Source organism: Alloactinosynnema sp. L-07, assembly GCF_900070365.1.
Lineage (GTDB): Bacteria > Actinomycetota > Actinomycetes > Mycobacteriales > Pseudonocardiaceae > Actinokineospora.
Map to the genome: position 1 here is coordinate 1,936,037 of NZ_LN850107.1, position 25,650 is coordinate 1,961,686.

Annotated in this window: 23 protein-coding genes; 11 read left to right on the forward strand and 12 right to left on the reverse strand. The window is 65.4% G+C overall.

Annotation, left to right across the window (positions count from 1 at the left end):
* Positions 1-216: a hypothetical protein gene (locus BN1701_RS36370; RefSeq protein ID WP_054047179.1), complete on the reverse strand. Its 216-nt coding sequence runs from the start codon at positions 214-216 to the stop codon at positions 1-3.
* A gap of 66 nt (positions 217-282) precedes the next feature.
* On the opposite strand from BN1701_RS36370, the gene BN1701_RS38110 reads away from it, so the two are divergent.
* Together BN1701_RS38110 and BN1701_RS37805 are read left to right on the forward strand one after the other, a co-directional pair.
* Positions 283-675: a zinc-binding dehydrogenase gene (locus BN1701_RS38110; protein ID WP_369800509.1), complete on the forward strand. Its 393-nt coding sequence runs from the start codon at positions 283-285 to the stop codon at positions 673-675.
* 439 nt (positions 676-1,114) lie between these two features.
* Positions 1,115-1,240: a hypothetical protein gene (locus BN1701_RS37805; RefSeq protein WP_255364621.1), complete on the forward strand. Its 126-nt coding sequence runs from the start codon at positions 1,115-1,117 to the stop codon at positions 1,238-1,240.
* A gap of 798 nt (positions 1,241-2,038) precedes the next feature.
* Here the strand turns inward: BN1701_RS37805 and BN1701_RS08680 are convergent.
* Positions 2,039-4,141, reverse strand: a complete 2,103-nt coding sequence (locus BN1701_RS08680; RefSeq protein WP_157367837.1) for a hypothetical protein — start codon at positions 4,139-4,141, stop codon at positions 2,039-2,041.
* Between the two features lie 371 nt (positions 4,142-4,512).
* Here BN1701_RS08680 and BN1701_RS08685 point away from each other — a divergent pair, with 371 nt between their 5' ends.
* From BN1701_RS08685 to BN1701_RS08700, 4 genes are all read left to right on the forward strand, one after another.
* Positions 4,513-5,211 (forward strand): hypothetical protein, encoded by a 699-nt coding sequence (locus tag BN1701_RS08685; RefSeq protein ID WP_054047182.1) that lies wholly within the window; start codon positions 4,513-4,515, stop codon positions 5,209-5,211.
* 35 nt (positions 5,212-5,246) lie between these two features.
* Positions 5,247-5,459, forward strand: a complete 213-nt coding sequence (locus BN1701_RS08690; RefSeq protein WP_157367838.1) for a hypothetical protein — start codon at positions 5,247-5,249, stop codon at positions 5,457-5,459.
* 257 nt (positions 5,460-5,716) lie between these two features.
* Positions 5,717-6,703 (forward strand): AAA family ATPase, encoded by a 987-nt coding sequence (locus tag BN1701_RS08695; protein WP_054055725.1) that lies wholly within the window; start codon positions 5,717-5,719, stop codon positions 6,701-6,703.
* Between the two features lie 18 nt (positions 6,704-6,721).
* Positions 6,722-9,280 carry a S8 family peptidase gene (locus BN1701_RS08700; RefSeq protein WP_054047186.1) on the forward strand — a complete coding sequence of 853 codons (2,559 nt, stop codon included), beginning with the start codon at positions 6,722-6,724 and terminating at the stop codon, positions 9,278-9,280.
* Positions 9,281-9,581: 301 nt separating this feature from the next.
* Here BN1701_RS08700 and BN1701_RS08705 read toward each other — a convergent pair whose 3' ends face one another.
* Complete coding sequence (locus BN1701_RS08705) at positions 9,582-11,165, reverse strand: hypothetical protein (RefSeq protein ID WP_054047187.1); 1,584 nt, start codon at positions 11,163-11,165, stop codon at positions 9,582-9,584.
* Between the two features lie 501 nt (positions 11,166-11,666).
* Between BN1701_RS08705 and BN1701_RS08710 the strand changes: the two genes are divergently transcribed.
* The 3 genes from BN1701_RS08710 (at position 11,667) to BN1701_RS08720 (ending at position 14,488) form a co-directional block, all read left to right on the forward strand.
* Complete coding sequence (locus tag BN1701_RS08710; RefSeq protein ID WP_157367839.1) at positions 11,667-12,644, forward strand: hypothetical protein; 978 nt, start codon at positions 11,667-11,669, stop codon at positions 12,642-12,644.
* A 323-nt stretch (positions 12,645-12,967) separates the two neighbouring features.
* Positions 12,968-13,765 carry a hypothetical protein gene (locus tag BN1701_RS08715; protein WP_054047191.1) on the forward strand — a complete coding sequence of 266 codons (798 nt, stop codon included), beginning with the start codon at positions 12,968-12,970 and terminating at the stop codon, positions 13,763-13,765.
* Between the two features lie 129 nt (positions 13,766-13,894).
* Positions 13,895-14,488 carry a hypothetical protein gene (locus BN1701_RS08720; RefSeq protein WP_054047194.1) on the forward strand — a complete coding sequence of 198 codons (594 nt, stop codon included), beginning with the start codon at positions 13,895-13,897 and terminating at the stop codon, positions 14,486-14,488.
* Between the two features lie 161 nt (positions 14,489-14,649).
* Here BN1701_RS08720 and BN1701_RS08725 read toward each other — a convergent pair whose 3' ends face one another.
* Positions 14,650-15,210 carry a GIY-YIG nuclease family protein gene (locus BN1701_RS08725; RefSeq protein ID WP_054047196.1) on the reverse strand — a complete coding sequence of 187 codons (561 nt, stop codon included), beginning with the start codon at positions 15,208-15,210 and terminating at the stop codon, positions 14,650-14,652.
* Positions 15,211-15,425: 215 nt separating this feature from the next.
* On the opposite strand from BN1701_RS08725, the gene BN1701_RS08730 reads away from it, so the two are divergent.
* The gene (locus tag BN1701_RS08730; protein ID WP_157367840.1) at positions 15,426-16,382 is read left to right on the forward strand and encodes a hypothetical protein; all 957 of its coding nucleotides are present in this window, start codon (positions 15,426-15,428) and stop codon (positions 16,380-16,382) included.
* Between the two features lie 323 nt (positions 16,383-16,705).
* Here BN1701_RS08730 and BN1701_RS08735 read toward each other — a convergent pair whose 3' ends face one another.
* The 8 genes from BN1701_RS08735 to BN1701_RS08765 form a co-directional block, all read right to left on the reverse strand.
* Entirely contained in the window at positions 16,706-17,560 is an 855-nt protein-coding gene (locus BN1701_RS08735; protein ID WP_157367841.1) for a hypothetical protein, read from the reverse strand.
* A gap of 307 nt (positions 17,561-17,867) precedes the next feature.
* The gene (locus BN1701_RS08740) at positions 17,868-18,878 is read right to left on the reverse strand and encodes a site-specific integrase (protein ID WP_054047202.1); all 1,011 of its coding nucleotides are present in this window, start codon (positions 18,876-18,878) and stop codon (positions 17,868-17,870) included.
* On the reverse strand, positions 18,875-19,246 hold the full coding sequence (locus tag BN1701_RS08745; protein ID WP_157367842.1) for a hypothetical protein: 372 nt from the start codon (positions 19,244-19,246) through the stop codon (positions 18,875-18,877). The genes BN1701_RS08740 and BN1701_RS08745 overlap by 4 nt, the downstream gene beginning before the upstream one ends.
* Before the next feature lie 7 nt (positions 19,247-19,253).
* Complete coding sequence (locus tag BN1701_RS35335; protein WP_157367843.1) at positions 19,254-19,406, reverse strand: hypothetical protein; 153 nt, start codon at positions 19,404-19,406, stop codon at positions 19,254-19,256.
* 206 nt (positions 19,407-19,612) lie between these two features.
* Positions 19,613-21,088 (reverse strand): ASCH domain-containing protein, encoded by a 1,476-nt coding sequence (locus BN1701_RS34080; RefSeq protein ID WP_197672064.1) that lies wholly within the window; start codon positions 21,086-21,088, stop codon positions 19,613-19,615.
* A gap of 5 nt (positions 21,089-21,093) precedes the next feature.
* Positions 21,094-21,702, reverse strand: coding sequence for an AAA family ATPase (locus tag BN1701_RS08755; protein ID WP_054047206.1), 609 nt, complete (start codon positions 21,700-21,702; stop codon positions 21,094-21,096).
* A complete protein-coding gene (locus BN1701_RS08760) occupies positions 21,699-22,595 on the reverse strand; it encodes a hypothetical protein (protein ID WP_157367844.1) in 897 nt (298 codons plus the stop codon). Before BN1701_RS08760 ends, BN1701_RS08755 begins: the two co-directional genes overlap by 4 nt.
* A gap of 267 nt (positions 22,596-22,862) precedes the next feature.
* Positions 22,863-23,975 (reverse strand): hypothetical protein, encoded by a 1,113-nt coding sequence (locus BN1701_RS08765; protein ID WP_172803216.1) that lies wholly within the window; start codon positions 23,973-23,975, stop codon positions 22,863-22,865.
* Positions 23,976-24,806: 831 nt separating this feature from the next.
* Here BN1701_RS08765 and BN1701_RS38115 point away from each other — a divergent pair.
* Positions 24,807-25,049, forward strand: a complete 243-nt coding sequence (locus tag BN1701_RS38115) for a hypothetical protein (protein ID WP_172803217.1) — start codon at positions 24,807-24,809, stop codon at positions 25,047-25,049.
* Positions 25,050-25,650: the final 601 nt, after the last annotated feature.

Below are 25,650 nucleotides of genomic sequence, written 5' to 3' on the forward strand. Positions count from 1 at the left end.
TCAGGGGCAGCTTTCGACAATACGCACGGCGGTGATCGCGGCGAGGACGATGTGACGTTCGCCGAAGGCGGTGGCGAGCACGGGCGAGCCACCGCTGGCCCTTGTGACGGAACCACACACGTTCTCGCCGCCGGTGGCGACCTGCAGCCGCGGACCTTTAGCCGACGGTGCGTTGTGCTCGTCGCCCAACCGGTAGAGACCGAAGCCCGCGTCCACAGTTACCTCCCGGTAGCAAAGACGTCCGCAGTAGATGCTAACGGACGGTTAGTAGGACGTGTGCGTGTGTCCTCGTACTCCGGGCAGGGGGGCATCGCAGGTGCGGCCGTCGCGATGGCCGCGGGAATTGGGGCAACGGTGGTCGTAACATCGTCATCACGAGAAAAGATTGAGCGCTCGCGTGAACTGGGCGCACGACGGTGTGCTCTATTCCGGGCCCGGGATGGGTTGCGGAGGCCAAGGTGCTCTCGCCCGGAGGCAGAGGTTTTCGATGTCGTCTTGGACTCCGTGGGGACATGGCGTGAGTCGATAGAGGTACTGAACCGAGGCGGGCGTCTGGTAGTACTCGGCGTATCACGCGTCCATCGAGCAGCATCGATATTGGGCCCTTATTCCTTGGGAACTTCAGTCTGCTCGGCACGAGGCTGGGCGGTATCGCGGATTTCGCAGGCCTCTTGACATTGTTGAGAACTCATTCGATCGCGCCACCGATGATCGACAAACATTCGCTCTCGATAATGCGGCCGCCGCCCACGCATACCTGGAGTTCGGGTTCACGTTCGGCAAAATCACGCCATGCCACTAGGGGTCATTTGCGACTCGGTGGTCTGATCAGTATGGAGGCGGAAATGGTCGACCGGGGTGGCGGTCGCCGGCGTCGGAATGGTTCCATTCGCAACGCCCAGCAAGAGCAAGCCCTACGACGTGTTCGCGGAGGGCGCGACCGCCTGAACCTGCCCCCAACTTCAGCGCATCCGACCGAGAGCGATTCCGCACGTTCGCGAAGCGCTGGTTCGGAAACAAGCGCACCGAGCTCCAGAAGTTGATCTGCGGAAGCGACACCGCTCGGTGGCTGATAGACGATCCGTCGATTGACAGGAAGATCCAACTCGGCGCGGTGATCGGTATCCTTGAGAACGGTCAGGTGTCCACCGACTTCCTGCAGAGGGCGGTACTGGCGGTGCTCATTCTCAGGCTCCAGATCGGCGCCTTCTGCGCAGGCTACGAGCGTGACTCCGGCTAGAGATCAGTTCACGAACGCTGGCACCCTGAGTCGCCCACTCGAGCCCCCGGCGATCGGGGACTGGGCACGCAATGGGATTCACCGTCACTCGAACGACACCACCGACGTACTCGTCGCGGCACATCGGACTCACCAGCCGCGTCGCTGCGTGGCCACGCTGCCGCTCTTTCGGCGGCTCCGACTGCGGCGCGGCGCGCTGTGCGCTCAATGAGATCTTGCGGTGACGGCCATCGTCGATGCCGCGGTGCGGGCGGTTGCACGCCTGCCTGTACCGCGTGGACGGACCGGGCACATACACCAGCCAGCCGCGATTGTGCCTAGCCTCGGCACCCGGGTACGCGTCCTGGCAACAAACAAGCCCCCTATCGACGACTTGATCGTCCATAGGGGGCTTGTGTAATGTGACTGAGCTGGTGAGTTCTCACCGAGAGTGGTGTCCGAGGGGGGATGAACACGTGTTCGAAGGAAATATCCCGTAATCCGGGAAATTTCCCGCGCACGTGGTCGAGAAAGAGTCCATCGCCGCTCGGTGAAATTCGTGTGGGAAATCTCCCGGTATCCGGGAGGTTTGCATGAGAGAACTGTAGCAGGATCGTCGCGATGGTCAAGCCGACAGGCGGCCCAAGGGGGTTGTGTCTAGTTCGGAGGGTGAGGTGGGCCAGCATGGCCTCGATAGCGAGGTCGGGTACGGCCGGGTCCCTCGGTGTCGACGCCACGTCCTGATGGGATCGGTACGCAATGAGGTCTGTCGAGGCCGGCGTTCGGAGGTGGCGATGTGCCTGGTTTGGCGCGGGTGTCTCAGTGGTTGTTGAGGGCGTGCGCATTCAATAGGCGTTCGACCGTGGATCGCCACTGTGTAGATGCTTTGCACGGTAGGTCGCAGTCATCTGGGTCGATGTCGTTCAACTTTTCAAGGCTGGATTTGAGTTCGGTTGGCGGTCTGGATGAACGCGAGAATCGTGGGTGAGTGGTGAGTTCGCGGCCAAGTGTCGATAGTTCGTGTGCTGCGAGGTAGTACCGGAGTTGGGTGTCGTCGAGGCGGCGGGCGGCGTAGCCGCCGCATACTGAACACCAATCCGGTTTCTCGGTGTCGAGGAGATCTTGCATGTGGAGGAGGTCGAAGCGGTCGTCGAGCGATGTTCGTCCGGATCGTGCGAATGAGCAGAACGGCGAGTGACCTTTTCCTTGGTACTGGGCTTTTCCGTCTGTGGTGTAGATCTGGACGGAGGAGAGGACTCCCAGCGGCAGGTCCAGCCCACCAAAGTGATTGGGAGGCTTGAAGGGCGTCAGGTCCAAGGGGTGGGCGGTCAGCACGCCGCGCCAGTCGATGTCGCGGTCGGAATGTTCGTAGCGCTCGGTGAGGGTTCGCAGGTCGGCAACTGTTCGCACCAAGGCGAGCGTCCTGAGCCGCCGTTCCATGGCGTCGCGATTCCCGTTGTGGGTCAACTCGACGACGCTCTGCTCTCCGGCGCGGGTGCTCAGTGGGTGGGCCTCGTCGTTTAGTCCCCGCTCGATTTCATCCATCCACGGTTTGATGATTGTCGCGGGCAGATCGTCGGGGCCGGCGACGATCACACCTCGCCATCCGTTCGCACAGCGTCTGGCGATGGTGCTGATGTGCAGCACCTCGGTTCCATCGCTCGCGGAGAACACTTGGTACACCGCGCCGCCGGACCGTCGCAGCTGATCGATGTCGTTGGAGGTGAGTGTCCGTCGTTCGCTGATAGGTGTGTCGTCGAGCGTCCCAGGCAGTACACCAAGGGAAGTCGGAACGTGCTCGGCCACCCACAGGGTGAACGCCTCCAGTGGGTTGATGCTGTCGAGTTCGGCAGCCCGCAGCCCACCGGAGTGGGCCAACAAGTGCTGCGCGATCAGGCCAGGAACTTTGAGCAGAACCGCGTCGTGGGCCCAGCTGAATGCCGTCGCATGCTGGGCAACAGCGGCAAGTTCCCACTGGGTCAGCATCTTCCACGGATCCGTGTCTGCCCCGCGGCGCTCGGGGAGCCGGACGACCACGTCGCGGAGGATCACCGCTGCGTCGATGTTCGCTGCCGCCTTTGCTTGGTTCGTCCAGCCGTCGACCAGCGTCTTCGCGGCCGACATCGCGGCATCGCGGCCATTTCGCTTGCGACCAATCGCTGACTCCACGACGTACTCCGCACTGGACGCCATATCGCCGGGGGAGAGCCCCTCCGCCGCGGCGTCACGCCACCGGCGCCAGCACTCCTTCATTGTCTCAACGACGCGCCTGGAGTCGCCGAGGACGGAGAACTCTGGCTGGTCCCCCGACATCTCTGGTTCGATCAATGACAGTGCGGCCGCACCGGCCACGAGCCGTCCTGGATCGATGGTCCGGGCGATCGCTGCTCGCAACCACTCCGCCTCGGCTCCGACGGCCGACATGATCGGCTTGGCCCACGACGTCAACCACGGGTACGCGGCGACAACGCAGTGTGCGTCCCGTGCGTATCGCCGGGCGTAGCCCCAGGACTCGTGCAGCGAGTCGCGAAGGTCGCGGGCCTGTCTGAACTCGTCCCACAGATCCTCCTCATCATCATCCGGCGGATACTCGCCCACCTGCAGCAGTTCAGCCGCACGCGCGCGCTCCTCGGACGGGAAGTCATGCTCCAGGTTGTCAGTGGAGTAGTCCGGCATTGATGTGATCGCCTGAAGGAACATCCCGAGCGCCGTGTCCCGCCGCGCCCACCTGGCCGAACGTGCGCGCTGTTTGCACATCCGATTCACGGTTTCCGGGTTCAGCGGCATAGTCGTGTGCTCAGCGCTGGGGACGCACGCAAGATCTATGTGGATCCGCGCGGTTTTGCTTTTGCCGCCGACGTACACATCGATGATCGTCCCCTCGAACGGTCCGAACGGAATGTCACCCGTTAGAGCGCGCATCGCGGAAACCCCCAGTCGCAGAAGGAACTACATGATCTTAGCGGGCAAAGTGCGGGCACCGAGGTCCTCAGCCATCGCTTGGCCAAGTCGCTGGCGGGACTGCCTAGAACCTGGCCAGGCTGGGGTGGGCGAACCTGGTGAGAGCCCACTCCCTTGAGTGGCGGGAGCCCCAGGATCAGAGCGCACGGGTCAGCCAGCAAATAGCAGAAGCCAGCGGGGTGACGCGGAAGTCCTGCGACGTAGGCCATGCTTTGCACACGGATCGGCCTTGTGGTGGCGCCTCGGGGTTACCGGACACTTACACTTCCCGTCTACTTCGTGCTGCCGCTGGCAGGCGCCGTGGTTGGCGGTCGACTGACGAGGGTGATCCGTTGACCAGCTATAGCGTCCTGAACGCGGGTTCCAAGACTTCGATCCTCGCGACTTGGACCAGTGAATTCTGCGACTCCAGTGCCAAAGCCACCTCTTCGGGCGATGCCGACCAATCGGCGACATTGGCCTATGTGTTGACCCGATTGTCCGAGCAGGCGTGGTCGGCGGCGGCGTGGCTGGGCACAACCCCGGCCATCGAGGCTGGCATCGCACAGTTGGTCGAGCGCCTGCGTTCGGTCGAGTCCAGCATCGGGCCGGTGGAGTTGGCCGATGTCGATCACCGGCACGCCAAGGAATGGGCCCACAAGGATGTCGGTGAGTTGCTGAGGTCCCGATTGCCGGAGGTGTTGGGGGCGTTGGATGGCGCCCAGCGGCACTCCGTCGCCGACGAGTTGCTGTTGGACACGTCCGAGCGGGCAGCGGCGCTTCAGCTTCTTGTCACTGGGTGGGATCCGGAGTCGGCGACCTCTCGTGCATGGCAGATGTGCGAGGTGACCCGGTCGATGGGGTTCGGTGAGACCGGTCCGCTGCCCGAAGGTGGAGCGGGCTGGATCAACCGGGTGTGGGACACGCAGGGCTCACCCGCCAGCCGCTGGGGCGCGCGAGACCGGCTCATGCGCCTGGAGCAACTGGTCGAAGCGTGCAGAGCTTTCGGCGGCAGGGCATTTGTCGAGGAGAATCCCACCTATGCGCACTAGTGGTTCCGCGCGCCGCAGACAGCCCATTCGACGACGTGGACATCTTCTACGTCCACGTGCACGACCAGCAGTGGGACAAGGAGAACGCCGATCCGTTCGCACCCCTCATCGTCAACGGCTACCGGGACGGTGAGAGGGCGACTCTGGGCAAGGTGGAGCCTGACGACGACGACGCGTTCGCCGAGCTGCTCGGGCAATGGACCAAGGTGCTGCCCAGCCATGTCGTTATCGACCGCTCCCGCGAGTGACCCTGGTGAGGGGCTCCTCCGCCCAATCAAACTGGACTGTCCCCAGGTCGATCTGGACGCCGAACAGTTTGGCGGTGAACACGTCGAGGACTTCGGTGTCGGCCATACCTGAGTGATCTGGCGCAGCGTGTACCGCGGCGCCCACCGAGTGCGTTGTTGCGGGATGGTCTCGATCCTGGGCGTGCGCGGATCTGACGGACCGCTATCGTCAGTGCTGGTGGAGATACTCACGTGAGCGTGCAGGGGAGGTGAGGTCGTTGGCGACAGCTGATCAAGTGAAGGCCCTGGTCAAGAGTCATGCCGAGGGTGATGACACCCGGTTCTACTCGGTTGCATTGCAGGTCGCGGCTGGCGCTGCTCGTAGCGGTCAGAACAAGTTCGCCCAGGATCTCCGCGACCTGGTCGATACGCTTCGTGAGCGCACGAGTGGCCGTCCGTCCAGGCATGGGCGTCCCGTTCCGGTGGCGCAGCCGAAGGGTGAGCTCGCCCAGCTTCTCACGGTGGTCTACCCGCAGGCGCGGCTGGCTGATCTGTCGCTGGACGACGATGTGCGGGTGCGGCTGGGGCGGGTGTTGCTGGAGCAGCGTCAAGGCGATCGTCTGCGCTCCCACGGGTTTCATCCGCTGCGGCGCCTGCTGCTGATTGGGCCTCCCGGCACAGGCAAGACGATGTCGGCTCACGTTCTGGCCGGGGAGTTGCGGCTGCCGCTGTTCGTAATCCGCCTTGACGGTTTGATCACCAAATTCATGGGTGAGACCGCCGCTAAACTGAGGCTGGTTTTCGACGCGCTGTCAGAAACCCGAGGCATCTACCTTTTCGATGAGGTGGACGCACTGGCGGGGGAGCGGGGCGCGTCCAACGATGTCGGCGAGATCAGGCGGGTGTTGAACTCGTTTCTCCAGTTCCTGGAGCTCGACACCTCGGAGAGCCTGGTCATCGCGGCGACCAACCATCCTCAACTGCTGGACCGGGCGATGTTCAGACGCTTCGACATGGTCATCGACTACCCGCTGCCCAGCTCAGAGGTGGTACGCCACGTCATCCAGAACCGGTTGGCCGCCGTCCCGACAGGGCGGCTGGCCTGGGCAAAGATCGACGAGGCCGCGGTGGGATTGAGCCACGGCGAGGTCGCGACAGCGGCCGAACTGGCGGCCAAGGACGCGATCCTGTCCGGCGACGGCCAGGTGACAACCACGGCGTTGTGCACATCGTTGCGCGACCGACGCGCACATCATCCCGGCTGACAGGCGACAGAAGGCATTATGCGCGAACGCGACAAGCCGCATTTGATCATCCCCACTCCGGCCTCCGCGCGCGCATACCAACCGCCCAAGCGGAAAATCGACACCCCGGATCTGCCTGCCCCAGCGGATCGTGGCGCGCACGGCACCCAGCTGAAGGCCGACCTCGAAGACACCGCGGCCGCCGCCCTGGAACGTCGCCAGGAGCAGTCGATAACGGTCGTGGGAACCATCGAAGGGTTCTACGCGTCTTTCGACAGCTTCCCGGGCATCGAGCTGGCCTTGGAGAGCCTGGACCCCCGCGCAGGGACTGTGCATCCGGAGTTGAGGGCGGTTCAGGAGGTTCACCTCGGCGATGGACAGGTGGTTGAGCGTGCCACCGTCTTCATTCCCGAGGGGAAGATCAACTACTTCGTCGACCGTGTCACCAGGTACCTGGAGACTGTGGAAGAGAGCAAACCGCGGTCAAGCAACATGATCGACCGGATCCAGACAATCCGCCTGGCTTCGATCCAGGCGATGTGGACCGACCACGTGGACGAGTTTCCTCCTGACGGGGCGACTGTCTGGTGGGAGGTGTGGCTTCGCAACCGCGACGGGGGTGAAGCCGCGCGGCTGCGTAGCTTCGCCGAGGTCGCCGGACTGCGGGTAGGACGGCAGGTCCTGGGATTCGGCGACCGCACGATCATGCTTCTGCAGGCCAGTACGGAACAGCTCGCGTCCGCTGTCGACGTGCTCGACGACCTCGCCGAGCTTCGACGCCCGCACGACCCGACACAGTTCCTCGCGGCGGCCGAGGCGATCGACCAAGCCGACTGGGTCGCCGACCTTGCCCGGCGAGTGGAACCGGCCGAGGCCGACGCACCGGCCGTGTGCATCGTGGACACCGGGGTGTACCGAGACCACCCTCTCTTCGACGGGTCGCTCGACCCCGACGACTGCCACGCCGCCGAGTCGGGGTGGCCGGTGCACGATCATGACGGACACGGCACGCAGATGGCGGGCCTTGCACTGTATGGCGATCTCGGCAGCGCGATGGCCCAGCATGCCCCGATCCGCCTGAGGCATCGACTGGAGTCGGTCAAACTCCTACCTCCACCTCCCCGACAGAACCCCGAACACCTCTACGGGGCGATCACCGCCGCCGGGGTCAGCAGGGCCGAGATCCAGGCGCCGGAGCGGCCCCGTGTCTTCTCCATCGCGGTGACCGCACCGATCGACCCCGACCTGAACACCGCTCAGCCGACCACGGCGCACGGCCAGCCGTCGTCGTGGTCTGCCACGTTGGATGCGCTCGCCGCTGGCCGCGCGGTGACCACTGATGACGATGGGCTGGTCTACCTCGGCGACGCCGAGGACACCGCGCGCCGACTCTTCGTCGTGTGCGCGGGCAATGTACGGGAGTGGGTCGACGACCACCTGGCCCGCAGCGACCTCGAACCGGTCGAGGATCCCGCGCAAGCATGGAACGTCCTGACTATCGGCGCCTACACCGAGATCGACACCATGACCGAGGCGCCGAGCGACTTCAACGGGTGGACCCCACTGGCCTCGCGTGGCCAGCTGTCACCCTTCAGCCGCACCGGGGTGTCGTTCGGAAGGAATTGGCCGGTCAAACCGGATGTGGTGATGGAGGGCGGCAACGTCGCCCGCTCACCCGACGGCACCGACTTCGACACCCCGGACAACCTGCAGCTACTGACCACCGACGCACCGCTCAACGGGCCCCGGCTCCTGACCACCACGGGGGCGACGAGCGCGGCCACCGCGCAGGCTGCGGGATTGGCGGCCTCGGTCATGGCCGAGTATCCAGAGCTGTGGCCGGAGACGGTTCGCGCCCTGATCGTGCACTCCGCGGAATGGACGCCAGCCATGCGCGCCGAGTTCCCCGCCGACGGGGGCAAGCGGTCCCGTGCGAACCGGGCGCGCCGCTACGGAATGGGTGTGCCGAACCTGGGTCGCGCGACACGAAGCGCCACCGACGCGCTCACCCTCATCGTCCAGGACGTGATCCACCCGTTCGCGGACGGGGCGATGCGGGAGATCCACTTCCACCGACTGCCATGGCCGACCGACATCCTCACGGAACTCGGAGCCGCCCAGGTGCGGCTGCGTGTCACCCTGTCCTACTTCATCGAGCCCAACCCTGGTCGACGAGGGTGGAAGCGCCGCTACAGCTACGCATCCCACGGCGTCCGATTCGATCTTCGCCGGCCGACAGAGTCCTCGGTTGAGTTCCAGAAACGCGTCAACCAGAAGGCCCGGGAGGCGGGGGAACCGCGATCCACCTCGACCAGTGACAGCGACAAGTGGTTCTTCGGCGCAGAACATCGGAGCGCGCCAGGATCGCTGCACGCCGATGTCTGGACAGGCAACGCAGCCGACCTGGCGCAGAGAAGCGAACTCGCCGTCTTTCCAGTGACGGGATGGTGGAAGGAAAATCCCGGCCGGGACAACAGCGACAACGGCGCCCGGTACGCGCTTGTCGTCTCGATCGAGACTCCGGAACAGGACGTTGACATCTGGACACCGGTAGCTCAACAGATCCAGGTGCTGACCACAGTCGCGGTCACCACCTGACCAGGCTCACGCGGGGCATGGCCAGGTGGCGCTGATCGGCCAGGTGTTGCATGCGCCAGGACTGCTGGTCGATCACGTGAGCCTGGGGGCACGACACGACGTTGGGACCTGCTGCACTTTCGAAGAACACCAGCGTTCTTACAGTCCCGGCGGCGCAGATCCTGGCTGGCGGCCAGGCGCGACACGCCCCTCGGTCGGCGGGCGGGAGTGTCAATGTCACGGGAGGGGCCTGACCCGGCGCGAATCGTATTGGTCGCCTGATCTGGTTACCGCGGTCGCATGCTCTCCGCTAGCGCGCGGGTCAGTGCGCGTCACTGGTCAGCCATCTCGTCCACGCGCTGGCATCGGTGCCGATGTGTTGGGGGATGCCGAGTGTGGCGAGTGCGCCGGGGTAGAGGTTCTCGTAAAACGCGTTGGCCGAGGCCGCGAGTTCGGGTGCGCGGACGAGCCAGGGTGCTGGCAGCCGCGTGCAGTGCACGGTCCGGCTGAACAGGTTCGGGTTGTCGTCGAATTCGGCGTCGATGATGCCGCGTCGGATCAGGCCTTCAATGAGGGCGTGTCTGCGATGTGACCACTTCTCGTTCCAGTGGGTTTGTGCCCAGCGGGACTCGACTGAGGCCATGCTCCAGGATTGCCAGGCGGGTGGAGGTTTGGCGTGGATGACGGTGACGGCAAGCCAGGGCAGGTTGAGCAGGCGGGCGGTGTGGACGCGGTGGTTGCCGTTGAGGCCTACGCGATAGATGGGTCCGGCCCAGGCGGGGGTGTGCAGGAGGTTGATCTCGTCGGTGAACAGTCTGGCGGTGAACGCGTGGAGGTCGGTGGCGTCGGCGAGGCCTTGGGTGATTTGGCGCAGCATGTCTTGGCGGTGGCCGCTGAAGTCGCCCCAGGTCGGGTGGTCGGTGGCGGCGACGAGGCGGGTGGGGACCCACAGGGTGGTGTTGAAGGAGCCCTTGTGGTCGTGGTTCGCGGGATCCTGGTCTTCGCACACGATCTGGGCGTGTTCGAGTTGCGGCTCGGTGGCGTTGAGGAGTGCCACGCGTTCAGCCAGGTATTCGTCGACGCCGCGTGCGCGCAGTAGTCGAGCGGCGTCCTCGCATGCGTGGAGGTGCTGGTCGTAGATCGTTCCTCGTTCCTCCAGCAGGTCTCGCACGTATTGCCCGTGTGTGGACAGATCGGAGTCGGTGGACGGGTCGACCAGGTGGACTGGGACGGGTGGTTGCGGGGAGAGCACGATGGTGGGGGAGTGGTGCGGGGTGAAGCCTGCGACGGTAGCTGCCGCGGAGCGCGGTGTCGGTGCGTATCCCCATCCGCGGTGCGGGCCCGTGTCGCTGCGCCCGGCGGTGAGGGTGGCGGCGTACCCGCCGTGCGGGTGGTAGCGGATGGTCCAGGTCGGGGCGTCGGGAGCTGGTGTTGGCGCGGGCGGGAGTTCGGCGTCCACGGCTGCGCCGCGGACCCGGTTGATCGCTGTGGTGATCACCGCTGGCGTGTCGCCCGGGTTCATCGGTGCCTGGGTGCGATTCGCGTCGCACACGAGGCCGTAGAGGTCGCCGACCTTCCTGGCGAGTCGGTCGGCATCGACACCGGCATCTGACAGGTCGAGGCCCAAGTGCTTGTCGGTGATCAAGCGATACAGGCGCCACGCGACCCGTTCCGCGTACAACAGCCGCCGCCAGACGTACTCGACGTCCACGCTCCTCGTGTCTGAGCCGGTGTCTTCCCGACCGTCATCTCGCGAGCCGGAGTCCGCGTCGGACAGCGACTTACTCAGCACGTCATCAATCAGATGGTTGGTCAGCTCTTCGCGGTCGTCGGCACTGATCCAGCCGACCATGATGGGAACGACTGGAACGATGATGGCGGCGAGCACCCGACGGAAGTGGGCCAACCGCGGAGAGCCTTGCCTGCCTCGACATCGTTCATCGTAGTGGGCAGCGCACGTCGGGCATTGCTGCGCGGAGATCGACACGTGGTCACCGTAGAGGGACGCGGACAGTGACCGGTGTGCCCTGCATTCGGGTGATGACAGTGCTGGCTAGGTGGCTGGCTGCGGGATGCCTTGGCACGCCCGCTGGGCGCGCATGGGTGTCGCCGACCTACGTCAGCCTTCAACAGTCGCAACGGGCCATCCCAGTCCTCGGTCGAGCCGAGTGGGCGTCGGGAACATGTCGCCCGAACCGAGCGGCAAGACGAACGAACTCGGCGATTGGCTGTTGATCACCCGGTCCGGTGAACGTGGCCGAGTTGAGTGCGCTGCGGTTGCGATTCCGCTCTGCACGCCTATACCGTCGGCTGTGGGTCCCGGAGGCGGACCCTGGGCTGACCGTCGACGACACCCCCGGGGCGACTGGTTGGCTGTTGGGTGAGATGCCCAGCCTCCTCCCAAGGCATGTTCGCGCATATCACGGTGTGTGAACCCTCTGTCGGCGCGGCCCCGGGCGTGACCTGGAGAGGCGTCATTGTGCCGCACGTCAACGATCGTGCCCGGCTGCGTGAGTGTGCGCGGATTCTCGGGGCGCCAATCACCGCGTACGTGCCTTGCCGTTCTGGCGGGCGGATGGTGCTCGACGCCGCCGCGCCTGGCCAGCGGGCGTTCCAGGCACTGCTGTTCGCGGGATTCAACAGCGAGGGGGATCATCCGTGGGACGGAGTGCGCGGTCGCTCGATGCGTGAGCTCCGGCTCTACGTCAACTGGGTTGCGCCACAGCCAGACCGCCTGGTCATCGAGTGCACCCATGCTCCGCGGGTGGTCGCGCACTTGCTACCCCATACCCAACCTCTTGCAGCGGGCGCGACGATCATGGGAGGCATCCCTGGTTTGCGGATCACCGGCTACCGCAAGGCCGTCGTCGAACTGACCCACTTGCCCACGGGCGGACGTTTGGATCTACGCCATGGCGGCGGCGCAACGTCCGCGTACGCCTTGCGGGCGATCTTTGCCTCCGAAACCGACGGCACAGAGCACATCACGACCGGCGACATGGGTGTCGACGAGTCCGCCATGTATGCACGGTGGAGCCCTCGCCGCGAGAGCGCAATCCTCAGTGCACTGATGGCCCGCGCGACACTGTTCTGGACAGGTTTCCGTCACGATACGACGGTCGCTCACTCCAAGCGCAGTGACTGTGCGACACGAATCAGCTGGCGTCGGGGCCGCTCCACCGTCGAAGTCGCCCGACACCTCACCGATCACGTCGTCGGGATCCCCGGCGCCCGCATCGACGACAGTCGAAGCCACGAAGACAGTTGCGTGCTCACACTCGAACGGGCCAGCGTTGAACTTGACGGGCCGCATATCCGGTCCGCTGACCGTGCCGGCTGGCACGCGACGTCAGCGACATCGAACCTCGGATCTGATGGACATTGACGTCAACGCCTACAAGCCTGCCGCTGAGTTGCTGCGGAGAGTCCCCATACGTGCCTCCTCCAGCGTTGTCCGGCGATGCCGAGGTTCGCCGCGGCGCCACTGCAGTGGGTCGTGCGAGCAAACCTGACCCGGCGTGCGGTTCGCCGCAGCCTCTGCACTCACGGTCTGGCACCGCGCGCACGTCATGCTCGAGGCGGTCCCTTCGTTGACGTCGCCAACGTCAAGCCACACCAGCGGTCCACGCGCTTGTAGCAACTCACTGACTCTGGCGAACAGGTCACCGACCTTTGTAGCGCCATGGGCCCGTCTACCTGCCGATCACCATGGCCCTGGCCAAGAAGATCCCTCCCCGAGTCAAGCGAGCACTCGCCGCGGGCCAGGACGGCGTCGACGACGCCATCGTGATCACCCCGGCGGAGGTCGCGACAGCGTTCGAGTCCGTGGTCGAACGCATCTGCGCCCTGGTCTCCGAGCAGTTGCGGTCCCTGATCGCCGAGGCCGAACCCGATCACGGCCCGGTCGTCGTCCTCCTGGTGGGCGGGTTCGCCGCCTCGCCCTATCTGCGGCAACGGCTGATCGACCACATCGGCGGCGAGGCTGTGGTTTTGGTCCCGCCGGATCCGCAGGTGGCGGTGTTAGCCGGTGCGGTTCACTTCGCGTGTAGGCCTGAGACTAGGGCTCGTCGATCGCGGCGAACCTATGGGATCGCCATGCGCATGGAGTTCGAGGAGGGCGTGGACCTCGAATCCAAACGTGAGCACGATGCCCTGGATGGAACCGACCGGTGCACCGACCGGTTCGCCGTGCTCGTGGCGAAGGGAGACCTGGTTCCCAATGGCAGTGAGGTATGGGTCGACGGCCACCCCATCCACGGTGACCAGAAGTTCATCAACGTCAAGTTCTTCGCCGCCCGTGGCACGGTGCCACGCTATGTCGACGAGCCAGAGTGCGAGTACTTGGGAAGAGTCAAGGTTGACCTGTCCCCGGTGATGCACCTGCACCTGCAGGATCGAGGGATCCGCGTGTACATGAGGTTCGGTGAGACCGAGGTCCGATCCCGCGTCGTGCTGGAGGCGACTGGGCAGGAACTGGAGCACTCGTTCGACCTTCTCACCTCGTGACCCGGTACAGCGACTCACCGTCCGACCCTTGGCCGACGGCTCTCTTGGCCGCGATGTTCTCCGACGCGGAGATAGTTGCCCTCGAGCACACCGCCATGGGCGAGACATGGCTGGCCGCTGAGGTGAAGCGTGCGGACGGAGTGCGATCGCCTGGTCGGTGAGCTGGAGCAGGCTGGTGAAGTCAACCGGCACTTGAGATCCCGGTTGGCCAAAGCACTCAGCGAACGGTCCGCGACCACGCACGACGCCGTGACGCTCGACCAGGCCGAGCACACGGTTCTCGCAGACCAGTTCCGCGATCTGATCGCTCAAGACGTACAGCACCTGCTGCGCGAACACCAGCGGACCACCATCGGCCGGTCGACCCCGCAGCTCCTGGCTCGACAGATTCATTCGCTGCCTCGCGACCTGTTCGTAGACGGCCGCAGGGACCCGGCGACCGTGTGTCGCCGACTCGGGATGGACCCTGCGGACCGGGGTGGGGGTATGCGGGAGTTGATCGGCAAGGTCAGCGTTCTGTGCCAGCGCGCACCTGACGTCGAATGGGACCTCCACGCAGTGCCAGGACGAGTCATGGATCCCGAGCTGCAACAGCCGTGGGGCCAGTGCGACCCCATCACGGTGATCGAATTTGCGGTGGCACCGGCCTACCGGGTCGGCCGCCGCACGTACGTCAAGCAGCAGGTGTTCACCAAAACCCGTCGGTTTCTATGGCCGACCTGATCTTAGGTACCGATCGCGCAGGTTTGCCAAGGCCCGCTTGAGTTCCTCGCCCACGGCGCACCTGACCGTCAGTCGTCACTTTCAGAATGACCCGCTCAAATGGGGGTCCGCGTTGTGTCGCGTCGCGGTGGTGGAGGTCGGCGTGGGCGTGCCGTCGCGGGCTATGTCAGTCGTGTCGGTAGTTGGGCGACGTAGGTGGTCCACACGCGGTTCCAGGGCCTGCAGTCGATGTCTATCTCTATGTCGTCGTCAGGTCGTAGTGCGTAGGCACTGTCCGGCGCGAAGTCCGGGTCGGAAATGGCTGTCCGGATCCGGCTGCCGCAGCCAAGTTCGAGTTTGTACTCGGTGAAGTCATGGGACCCCGAGATGTCGGGGTCGCTGATGACGGTCGCCTGCATGCGGCGAATGTCGATGGGGTCTACGCAGTTGCCGCAGCAGCATTGGGCACGGGATGTGTGGTGGAGGTTGATCGCCTGGTGACGGGCGATGGTGAAGGGGATGTCGCGGAAGTACTCGCGTCCAGCCGGTGTTCGTGTGCCCATCATGCTCAGCACGGCGAGGAGCCGTCGCTCGAGTTGATGTACTCGAGGTTGCGCCTCGGAACTCCAGCGGTTGACGATGGTGAGATCGAACCGCCCTGCGTCTTTGGCGTGTTCGTTGCTTCTGGTCGCGAGGTCCGCGGTCATGCCTGCCTTGATGACGCCGTTGTCGAACTGGAGCACGTAGAGGTGGCCGTGCGCATCACGGGCCGGAGCGGCCGTGCGCCTGCGGTGGGATGGTCGTGGCACTCGATGAAGCTAGCGACTCGCCCCGACAATCCTGGGGTGCAGCCGAACAGGGACCCGTCGCTCCGCGTGTCGATCTGGTATTGCCACAATCGCCCGCTTGTGCCCGGTAGGGTCTGACGATCGCGATGTCGATCCGATAGGCGGTCGGGATGGTCAAATTAGCCAAATGGCCGATGAACGTGATCCCCAGTGAGCCCGAGGAAGTCGAGATGGCAGTGCGGGCGCTCGCTGAGCGCTGCGGGTGGACTGGCACCGTGCTGACTGATGTCACAAGCGAACTGGTCAGGTGGTTCGACGCCGACTGGAGCGCCGACGCGGTACTTGTCGCGCTCGACCGGCTCCCGGACAACACCCGACAGCCCCCTCAACGCACAGGGGAGGACCTCGCCAGCTATGTCCGCGACCGGCTGCGCGCGTGGTATGACGACGATCCCGACGCCGACAGCGTGATCGCGGTACGGAAACCGCCACGCCCAGGGCAGAGTCTTGGGCAGTGGTATCGCATCAACCGACGCAATCAACGGCAGTCGGGTCAGCGTGAGTATCGTCCGCTCAGCAAGCACGGAGAACAGGCGCGCGCTGAGGCTCGTGCTCGAGCTCGTAGCGCCAACAACGACCCAATGGCACGGATCAACCGGTCCCGCGACAAGCAAGCGTCCATCGACGCGGCCATGGACCGGCTAGTGCTGCCAGGTAGCACATCAATCAAGGCCGCGCATCCATCAGAGCTAATCGCCGAGATCGGGATCCAGCACGGGCACAATCGACTCACGGCGAACTACGCCGGGCGTCGTTCGCTCATCCGCGATCATCCGAGGGTGCGCGAGATCGTCCGACGCCTGATTGCCGAGCGCCGTCGCGCCACAAAGGAAGAACTCCAGGTGCTTCGCAACGCAATCCACGACGCACGGATGGCGGGCAGTGTGGCTCAACTTGAGGCGTGGGGAGCGTCCTCGGGCGAGATCATGTCTCCGGCCGGGATCAAGATCCTCACGTATCTGCACAACGCGGTCGAGGACAACCTGTCGTTCGACTCGATCGTGGGTCTGATCACCGCGACTGTCGACTCCTCCGATGGCGCGGACCGCCTGGGAATGTCTGCTTAGGTATGGCCGGCTGGTGATCATGTCCCTGTCGGCTACGACGAGGACGGGCGCTATGGGTTCTCCTGCGCGTCCAGCTTGTCCGTGATCACGCGTAAGATCGGGTGTCGGCGGTGCACGGAGGCGGGTTTGCGCGGCGCCGGCTCGGTCTAAGTGTCGCCGTCAACGACGCCAAATTCGACCTCGTGCGTTGCGCCCGGCTGAGACTCAGTGGCTCATGTCGAAGTGCATCATGTCGCCGTCGGCTGCGCCGAAGTTGACAGTCCGGCCGCATCCTCGATCACGAGGCCGTCATCGTGGAACTGGCCGAGCGGAGCGTTGAACGATCAGCTCAGCTTGAGGTTTCGGACGACCTGGCGGTGCGCACCGGCTAGCCCGTCGACATTGAAGATCCCAGGGTATGGATTCTCACTGTTAGGTTTGATCAGGGCGCCGCGTCGAACCCAGACGTCACCGGGGCGCAGCATGTAGTTCGTCGTGACGATCGTGGACTCATGGGCTAGGACATACTCCATCACCCACAGGAGCTTGTTTTGGTTGCGTGAGATTCGACTGAGGGCCGAGATGGCGAGGACTGCCTTCTCGGCTGCGATGACGCGGAGCTGTTCTGCCAGGGTGCGGTCGAGGCGTGCGTCGATGGCGCTGAGTACTTTGATGTTTGGATCTGATCGTGATTCGTTGGCGTCGACGAGTTGGTCGTCGGCGGGTAGTTCCGGTATGGGTGCGTGTGGCAGGCGGTAGCCGTGCCGGCCGCCGTCTTTGAACGCGGCGACGACGGCGTTCAGGCACGCCCAAGCGCGGGGGTACCGATCATCGACGCCGTGGAACAGATTGTCTGCGGGCTCGTCGACGCCATGGCGTCGTGCCGCCGCTAGTAGGTGTGAGAGTGGGCCGGTGGCCATACCGGTGATGGCCTTGATGCCGCCCTCGTTCAGTTCGCCGTCGGTGTGGGCGAGTTCGAGCATGCTGTTGCGTACGACGACGGTAACCGCGCCCTTGAGTTCCATGGGCGCGCCGTGTGGTTCGTGGTCGAAGACCTCTTCCATGAACGGGGCGATGAGTATGTCCCGCGTGGCGCTGTCCAGCGCGGCGAACGCTGTGGCGCGATTGTGGATGTCTTGACCGATCGTCCGGGCGAGATTGGGGTCGACCTGGCACACCTCGGTGAGCATGTCGGGCACGACGTCCTCGCAGAACCGTGACATGTGCGTCGGATCCGGCTCGTGTTCCGCCATCGTGCCTCGCAGTCGGTTCGGCAGGTGCCCCGTGATCTTGGTCGTGAGCTTAGTGAGGAACCGAGGGTCAGCGATGGCAGGTGCTGAGGAGCGGTGCCTCACGTCGGCAGTTTGAGCACCGTGTCGTGGAGCAGAAGCGCGCGTGCCCAACGGCGGTTCATGTGCGTCGACGGCGGGGTGAGTGATGTTCGGTGACGACGGCTCCGTCCGTCCATGGGCGACCGTGCCGGACTTTCGTTGTGCTGCATTGGGTCTAGTCGGCGAGGGGGTGTGGTTGTCCGGTCATTGCGGTGAGGGCGGTGGCGACTTCTTGGAGGTTGGCTTTGATGTAGGTGGTGGTGGCGGGTCCGGTGTTGTCGGTGTGTCCGGCGTAGGCGCGGGCGATGCCGTAGCCGAAGTGGCGTTCGACCCAGGTGAGGGTGGTGTGGCGGAGCCAGTGTGTGGAGATGGTTTGGGTGGCGACCCAGGGGAGTTGTTGGCCGATGCGGTGCCAGAGGTGGTCGTAGCGGCGGCTGGTGACGGGGTGCCCGTCGCGGAAGCGGAGGAGTTGGTCGGTGGGGAGGACCGCGCCGCGGGCGGCGGCGTGGTCGGTGAGGCAGTTGGTGAGGGCGGGGGTGATGGGTTGCCAGCGCAGGGTGGTGCCTTTCTCGCGGAGTCTGAGGAGGCAGTGGTGGTGGTCGAGGTCGTCGAGGGTGATGGCAAGCGCACCGCCGCGGCGGCACGCGGTTTCGGTGTGGATTCGTAGGAGGAGTGCGTCGAGGATGACGTCGTTGCCGCTGCGTCGGGCTGCGGCGTTGATGTCTTGGAGTTCGGTGGTGGTGAGGGCGCGGCGGGTGCTGGGCAGGCGGCGGGGTTTGGCGACGCGGTGGGCTGGGCTGGCGTCGGGGGCGATGTGGCCGTCGGCGATGGCGCGGTTGTAGATGGCGCGGGCGGCGGCGATGACGTGTTCTCCGGCATGGCGCCCATTGCGGCCGTTGCGGCGTTTGACGGTGGAGGCCGCGGCGGTGCGGTGCATTGCTTCGATGTCGCTGGCGGTGATCTGGTCGAGTGGCCGCTGGCCCCATTCGGTGGCCATGCGGTCCCAGTAGGAGCCGTAGGTGCGGCGGGATCCGGGCCCCGCAGCGGCGCGGACGTGTGGCAGATATGTAGCGAGGGTCGGAACCGGACGTGGTCCGGGCTCGAGTGCCTGTAGGTCGGCCACGGTCACACCGAGGTCGGCGAGAATTTGGTGGGCTTGGGCGATGCGGTCGGTGTCGGTTGTCATGGCGATTGAGGCTCAGCGGCGGGGGAGTAGCCGGTGTGGGCTGGGTTGGTGCTGATGAGTTCGGTGTAGTGGGTGGCCAGCAGGCGGGCGACCGTGGCGGAAGGGTGAACGACCATCACCTGTTCGGGTACGGCCGCGGTGAGGATCAGTGGCGGGCCGAACTCGATCCCGGACATCCGCCGCAGTGGCGCGGGCAGGCCGATCGCGCCGCGCGGGTCGACCAGGTGGCGACCGTGGGGTTCGGCGGCGATCAGCACCATGCCGTTCAGGGTGTCCATCTCCAGGCGCCGGCCTGGTTCCCATCCGAGTTCGCGCAGCAGAAGGCGTTCGTGGATGCGGCCTGAGCGGTCCATTCGCGTCGTCGACACCAGCAAGTCAATGGCCGGCGAGCCTGCTCAGGGAGGGCAGCACCGGCAGTGGCGCAGCGGCGACTGTGCCGTGGTCGTCGCGGGGCTGTGGGATCAGGGCGGCGATCAGGCGCTCGTGTACTCGTCCTGGCCGCCAGGCGACATCTCTGACGCGGCTCATGGGGCCATGGTGATCCTGTATGGCGGAAACGCAACTCTCATCCTCGAGGTCGTCTCGACCGCGGTAGCGGGGAAGAACCCACGATCACCCGGTTGTGATGTGTCCGCACCCGTTGCGGCACAGCTCAGCCCGTTGCCGCGTCGCTGCGTGGCAGCCTGCCCGGACCGGGTCGAGCGCTGAGGAAGGACTCCTGGCCTGCGAACCGGTCAGGTGGGCCTGGGCGGGTCGACGAGTTCGATGCCGATGGCGACGACGCCGATGGCTTCGCGTTCGGGTGGATAGATCTGTCGGATGTTGGCGAGTTGGTCCTCGCGTGTGGCCAGTGGGTTGACTGAGGCGATGGGCTCGTGGTCGAACATCTCCTCGAAGCTGGTGTACCGGGCGACGCGGGTGACGCGGGTGAGGACTTCGTCGCCTTGGCAGCGGAACCGGATGAGTGACCCGGGTTTGATCTTTTTGCGGCTGGAGTCGTTGACGCGGATCTCGGTGGTTTTGCGGCCGGTGGCGATGAGGTCGAAGTAGCGTTTGTAGATGCCCATTTCGTGGGCGCGGACGGGCAGGGTGATGGGGCGGGAGTTCATGAGGCGGCCGAGTTCCTTGACGGTGAACGAGCGGAAGAAGTGCTTGGGGTCGGTGAGTAGTTCCCCGACGAGCCAGACGAGCGTGTCGACGTAGTTGTCGGTGTCGCCTGGCCAGGTGGTGGTGTCGAGCATCCAGGGTTCGACGTCGTCGGGGAGGGCGCCGCGGCCTTGCTCGCGCAGCAGCGACTTCGACAGCTTCGCCCCGGTGGGGGCGAGGACCTGCGGGGTGAAGATGCGGACCGGCATCTGCGCGGCCGGGGTGGCCAGCGCGCCGAGTGCGCCGTCGACGAGTTGGCAGCCGAAAGCCCAGTCGCCACCTTTCATCATCACGTGCAAGGTGGAGGTGTCGCGGCCCAGCGCGCGTTCCTTGACCAGGTTCCGGTAGAGGGTGGCCAGGTCCAGGTAGGGCTCGTCGTCCTCGGGATCGATATGAGTCTCGTAGGGGCCGTGGTCGAGGCAGACGGCGGCGAAGGTAGCGCCGTCCTCGTCGAGGCGGACCAGTTTGGTGCGGTCGGCGCGCTTCTCCGCCCAGCCGCAATCGGGGCAGGGGATTCGGATGTGGACGGTGCCATGTGAGGGGGCCATCCACCAGCGGATGTCCTCCAGGTGGACCAGGGTGCGCAGGAACTCGGCCCGGAAACCGGGAGTGGCCTGCTGGTCGGTGTAGGTCTCGATCTGATAGGCGGTGCCGGTGGCTTCGGACAGGGAGTCGAAGAACGCGACGTAGTAGCTGTCGATCAGCTCAGCGATGCGGTCCTTGCCGAGGGCGTGGAAGTAGGTCTGCTGGTAGGCGTGGTGGGTTTCCGGGTCGAGCACGACGTCGTGCGGGGCGTTGTCCAGAGCGCCGAAGCGGACGACGGTGTCGATGGAGAACTCGCGGCGGGCGGTCTTGGCGAGTAGGAACGCGGCGGTCTGGACGAGGTTGGTGCCCAGGTGGGGTGCGCCGTTGATCTGGGTTCCGACGACGAACTCAATCCGCTTGGGCCGAGCGGCGTGGACTCGTGGACGCAGGATGTCGATGGTGCGCAGCAGGGCATTGGCCAGGATACTGTTCGGTGACAGCAGCAGCTGCGACCGTCCTGATTTCCCGTTGCGGCTCAACAGAGTCACGCTCCTCGGCTGGGCTTGGGCAGACGAAGGTTGGCGCAGATGAAGTCCAACCGGGCGGCCGGGGAATCCGGCGCGACGAACACCGGCTCGTATCCGGCGTCGTAGTAGCCCTGGACAACGAGCTCGTGGACTCGGCGGATCTCGCGGTCCTTGGCCCAGACGATGTCGTCGGGGTCCTCGAAGGTGTCCAGCGGGTCCAGGACGAAGATCGTGTCGTAGCGGTGCTCCCGCGTGGCTTGCATCAGCTGCGGCGTCGGTGGGAGTCCGAAGAATCCTTCCCAGCCGAAGCCGTCAGGGATCCCGCGGTTGTAGAACCTGATCCCGGATGTATGCGCGGCGAACTCGGCGACGAACGCCGCAAGGACCTCCAGCGAGTACTCGCGCCGGTCTTCCTTGCGTAGATGACGGCCGAGGCGTTGTCGGTGCTTGCGGTAGATCTCCCGGCCCGGTTCGTTCTTCATGCACGGAATCCCGGCAAGGTGAATCGCCTCGATGAGATCGTCCTTGCCCGAGGACGGGCCGCCGGTGATCACGTGGCGGCGGGGTGGGCCGTCCGCGGCGGCAGCGAGAGCGGCGGCCAGAGGGTCGGGGTGGATGTCGGTCACTGGTCAGGTCCGTTCTCGGTGGTGATGTTGGGAGGAGGGTCGAGGCGGAGCAGGCCGTCGATCCAGATCTCGCTCAACCCGGTTTCGCTGTGCAGGTTGTGCACGAACTGCTCGCGGGAGACCCCGCCCGCGGCGGCCTCGGTGAGCCGAGAGGCATGCGCATCGGTCAGCGCGGGCGTCCACCCGGCCAACGTGACCAGTTCACTGACCGGTAGATCGTCCTCGGCGTAGGCGGTGTAGCTGATCGCCTCGGCCCGCGCCGCGGCCCACCGCCAGGCGGCGGTCACCGCAGCGCGGATCAGGTCGACCCGATCCGCCTCGAGGCTGACCAGCCGCTCGACGGCGAGCAGCTCGGCACGGGCGGCGTAGAGCGCCGACCACAGCCGCATCAGCTGCTCCTCGTGCTCAGTGACCTCCCAGGCGAACGGGTCCGCCGGTACCAGCTGCCGGGCATTCGCCGGGGTCAGCCGTGGGGCGATCATCGGCATCCGGGTGAACCGCTCGGCGTCGGCGATGAGCTCCCAAGCCACTCGCTCGACCAGCTTGGGCTCGACCCGTTTGCGGAAGTGGTGGACTTCGTGTCCAGCGTGCTCGGCCGCCAGGTCTCGTCGCGCGGTCAGGTTCAGACCCGGCCCGGCGGGCGGCAACCCGAACAATGCCCGCGCAGCGGTGGCGTAGCGGGTGTCCGGAAAACGGGCCAGCAGCCCGCGTAGCGTGCCGTCCAGCGCCGCCGTCCGGCTGGTCGGGTCGGCCGGATCGGCTGCCCTGGCGATGATCCCGCGCAGGTCGAGCAGGACCGGATCTGCGCCTGCCGGGGTCACCGGCAGGCCCCGCCGCAGCAGTCTGGTGACCGCCGTGACCACCTCGTCCTCGACTGGGCTTTTTGTGGGCATGGCTGTAGTCAACCATGATGCCCAGAAAATGCCCAGCCCATTAGCCCGCGCACATGGTGTTCTGACGGAGCCGCGTGGGCCGGGCGGCTCAATGCGTCGTTCGCCCGGTTGCTCGCCGGAATCGTGTGTGTTCCGGCAAAGGTGCCTGCGGAGCGTTCTGCGGACCACTTCGAGCCAGGGAAGGTCGGTAGGGCTGCAGAACGTCGATGGCCTACGCGACCTCGTCTGTGTTTTGCGTCGATGAGCGAGTGAGTGGTGTTGTCGGTGTCATCGGTCATCGCCCGGTGGGTTGGGGAACGCCCGCAGGTGCAGTCGGTTTGCCACGTTGCCTGCGAACCAGGAGGCGAAGTCGTCGTCCCGGTCGTTCGCCTGGATGGCGGCGCACCAGTCCTGGCGGTTGAGTACCGCGAGGTACTGGCGCACGATTTCGTCACGTTGTTCGGTGGTGCATCCGCATTGCTCTGGGGCCTTGGTCGTCAGGCGGTCGACGATGAGCGCGGCGTTGACGTATCTGTTCGCGGTCGGCGTCTGCCTGCTGAGGTGCGCTACGTGCGCGGCGAGGACAATGGGGGCTGGTGGATAGTGTTCGAGGGTCATCCCCATGCCGTTGCAATGAGCCATGGTGTGCAGTAGTCGACCGGTGTGGTCGATCAGGTCGTCGTCGATCCCACCGGTGTTGGTGATCGCTTCGTGTAGGTGGGTCGCGGTGGCGACCTTGCCTGCGAAGTAGCCGTTGAGGTAGTCCCCGTCGCAGGCGTGGCGCAGCAACCACGCACGGCCCGCGCCGTGCCCGTACTCGCACAGTTCCTCGATGATGTAGACCCTGCCCCAGCCGGTGACGCGCTGGGCCAGCCACAGCAGGGCCTGCCCTCCGCCGGTGCGACGCCGCAGTGCCTTGGCGGCCAGCGGCCCGAAAGTGTTCGACAGCAGTCCGATGGTCTGGATCAGCGGGATGTCCTCTTCGGCCCAGTCCGTGGCGAGCAGCGCCAATCCGACGAGGGCTGCGCCGCGATCAGTGCTGTGTCGCACCAGCCATCGGCCGGTGTGTCGTACGCGTCGCCGGTCGGCGCGCAGCGCCGCGGCGGCGATGTGGTCGTTCTGATGGATCGGGACGGCGACGTCGTGGAACGCATCGGCGAGTTCGCGTGGTGTGGCATCGGGGTCGCCGAAGTGGCGGTCGAGGATGGCGGCCACATCGGCGCCGCGCAGCCGTGTGTCTTTCTGGGGCCGCGATCGACGGCCGCGGAAATGTTCGTCGTCTGGATACGGCTCGCCGTCATGCGGCAGGGGTGCGTCGGGGTTTTGCTGGTGTAGACGCAGAGCGTGTTGGAACAGAGTGGTCCGGGATCCGAGCGGCTGTGGCTCGGTCGTCTCGCTCATCGGCGGACGGAGGACTCGATTCTCTCAGTCATGAGCGGGATGATCGCAGCTCTGTCCCGGCAGAGCAACTGACCATGCACCCGGTCCAGGCGTAGATCTCTGCGACCCGCACGACCCTTCAGCGCCACGGGGCGGCGCTCGCACGGCAAGCGACCAACACGGTTGACTCCGGCGCCGCGCACCGACGGTACTCACGGAGGCGCAGTCTTATGTAGGCCGAAATGACACGCTGGCACCGCGGAGGCGCGAGTTTCGACGGCAGGCGACGCGGCAGCCATCAACGCACAAATCCCGCGGACGAATTGATCGTCGGCAGGGATTTGTGTAATGTGACTGAACTGGTGAGTTCTCATCGAGAGTGGTGTCCGAGGGGGGAACCCCCACAAGTGGGACATCTCCCTGTTAGAGGGAGGAACCCAGAGCAGTGGAAATCCCCCGGAATCCGGGAGATTTTCATGGCTGGGACCGTACCAGCTATGTGCCCCGCGCTCCAAGGTGGTCCACAGAACCCCCTTGTGCGGCTAGAGGATGGGCCTCGCCACACAGAGCCTGAAGTGCGGCCGCCACTTCCTGGAGGGTTGCTTGCACGTAGGTTGCCGTTGCGCCAACGGCTCCAGTGTTGCTGGAATGCCCGGCGTATGCCCGGGCGATAGCATAGCCGAAGTTTCGCTCGACCCATGTCAACGTGGTGTATCGCAGCCAGTGGACCGTGACCTGCTGAGTGGCTACCCAAGGCAGATGCTGCCCAAGTCGAGTCCAGAGATAGTCGTAGCGTCGCCCCGAGATCGGCCTCCCGTTCTCGTAGCGCAGAAGTTGCCCACCGTGCGGCGCTTGACGGTGCTTGGCATGCGCGAGGAGATGGGCCATCAACGTCGGCGAAACTGGTTGCCAGCGGACCGTCTCGCCCTTCTCATGCAGACGTACCAGGCACTGCTCTGCGTCGAGGTCGCCTGGTGTCCGCAGAGCGAGAGCACCACCACGTCGCGCCGCCGTCTCGGTGTGGAACCGAAGCAGCAGAGTGTCGAGCTCTGGATCGTTGCCAGTCGTGGCCGCGGTGTGGTTAATCTCGACTAGGCGATGAGCGGGTAGTGCGTGTCGGCCGCTTGGCAATCGGGCTGGCTTTTGGACCTTTGTGGATGGATTGTCGTCGTCCACCAAGCCGTCAGCGACAGCGTGACTGTAGAGACACCGGAGAGCTGAGACGAATAGCTCCACCGCGCCGCGACCGTTCCGAGAGTTTCGGCGAACGACGACGCCTGCTTTCACGACCTCGGCGAGTTGCTTGATCTCGGACGGAGTCGGCTCATCCAAGCGACGGCTGCCCCAGTCCAACCGGATCTTGCTCCAGTACGGTTCGTAGGTTCGACGAGTCCCGACACTGACAGCTGCTGTCACGACCGGGATGTACTCCTCGAAGGTTGGTACTTGCGGACCGGCCGGGCTGGCCGCAAACAGTTCAGCGGGATCAAATCCGAGTTTTTCCAGCACAAGACGGGCGGCGGCCAGTCGAACCGGATCGTCTGGCGGGTTCACTGCCCACGCTCCCGGCTGTGGTAGAGGGTCATCATCCGGTCCAGCACGGAGGGTGGATGGACTAGAAGGACCTGGAACTGGGGCGCTGCCACAAGCAAGAGGGTGTCGCGGGGGCGAATTCCGCACGCCCGCCGCGCCGAGA

Bases quoted from the DNA above. Each gene is read 5' to 3' on its own strand.
- BN1701_RS08680 (WP_157367837.1), bottom strand. From the start codon at position 4,141: ATGCGCGCTCTAACGGGTGACATTCCGTTCGGACCGTTCGAGGGGACG.
- BN1701_RS08700 (WP_054047186.1), top strand. From the start codon at position 6,722: ATGCGCGAACGCGACAAGCCGCATTTGATCATCCCCACTCCGGCCTCC.
- BN1701_RS08710 (WP_157367839.1), top strand. From the start codon at position 11,667: ATGTTCGCGCATATCACGGTGTGTGAACCCTCTGTCGGCGCGGCCCCG.
- BN1701_RS08715 (WP_054047191.1), top strand. From the start codon at position 12,968: ATGGCCCTGGCCAAGAAGATCCCTCCCCGAGTCAAGCGAGCACTCGCC.
- BN1701_RS08730 (WP_157367840.1), top strand. From the start codon at position 15,426: ATGGTCAAATTAGCCAAATGGCCGATGAACGTGATCCCCAGTGAGCCC.
- BN1701_RS08740 (WP_054047202.1), bottom strand. From the start codon at position 18,878: ATGACAACCGACACCGACCGCATCGCCCAAGCCCACCAAATTCTCGCC.
- BN1701_RS35335 (WP_157367843.1), bottom strand. From the start codon at position 19,406: ATGAGCCGCGTCAGAGATGTCGCCTGGCGGCCAGGACGAGTACACGAG.
- BN1701_RS08760 (WP_157367844.1), bottom strand. From the start codon at position 22,595: ATGCCCACAAAAAGCCCAGTCGAGGACGAGGTGGTCACGGCGGTCACC.
- BN1701_RS08765 (WP_172803216.1), bottom strand. From the start codon at position 23,975: ATGAGCGAGACGACCGAGCCACAGCCGCTCGGATCCCGGACCACTCTG.